Source organism: Neisseria sp. HMSC068C12 (assembly GCF_001814095.1).
Taxonomy (GTDB): Bacteria; Pseudomonadota; Gammaproteobacteria; order Burkholderiales; family Neisseriaceae; genus Neisseria; species Neisseria perflava.
Window position 1 is genome coordinate 1 of sequence record NZ_KV814828.1, and the last position, 827, is coordinate 827.

Below are 827 nucleotides of genomic sequence, written 5' to 3' on the forward strand. Positions count from 1 at the left end.
TTGAATCAGGTTGCCGGCTTTGTCATAGGCGTAGCGGCGGTTGACGGCGCCGCCGGCCAACGGGTTTTGTTTGCCGTGAAGCGTTTGTGTGCCGTTCTGGATGGTACGCTGGCTTTTTAGACGACCCATGGGGTCGTAGTCGTACAGGCTGCTGATGCTGCCCTGCGTCCTTTGGATTTCGCGGTGCAGTTTGTCGCGTTCGATGTCGCTGACGACTTCGCCGTCGAGGCTGATTTGGTGCAGGTGTCCGCTGCCGTAGTACAGGTAATCGATATGGCGGCCGTCGGGCAGGATGGTGCGGATACGGTTGCCCAACGGGTCGTATTGGTAGCCTACGGTGGCGCTTTGTCCGTTGTGGACGGTGGTTTCGCCGATAAGGCGGTCGAGTTCGTCGTAGGCGAGTTCGACGCTGCTGTGTTGGTTGCGGGCTTTGGTCAGGTTGCCGGTAATCGGGTCGTATTCGAAACGGGTGCGGCTGATGCCTTCGTCTTTGCTTTGTCCGTTGCGGCCGGAGACTTTGCGGCTTTGTTTTTCGATCAGTTGGCCGAGGATGTTGCGTTTGAAATGATGGATGTGCCAAGTCTCGGGACGGTTTTTCAGACGACCTTTATCGGTGCTTTGACCGTATTCGGTCTGTTGAACCAGTTGTCCAGCAGCATCGTAGCCGTAGGCGGTGATTTTGCCGTCCCAGCCGGTTTCTTGGATCAGGTTGTCGGTCGGGTCGTAATCGAAACGGTAGGTTTCGCCGTTTTCATTGGTAAGGACGGTCAGCCGGCGGGCTTTGTCGTAGGCATAGGCGAAGGTATGGCCCAGTGCGTTGGTGCGTT

The 827-nt window shown here is 57.1% G+C and carries 1 pseudogene; it reads right to left on the reverse strand.

Annotated elements, in window-relative coordinates:
- Positions 1-827 (reverse strand): annotated as a pseudogene (locus HMPREF2952_RS09595) (RHS repeat protein); the annotation flags it as partial.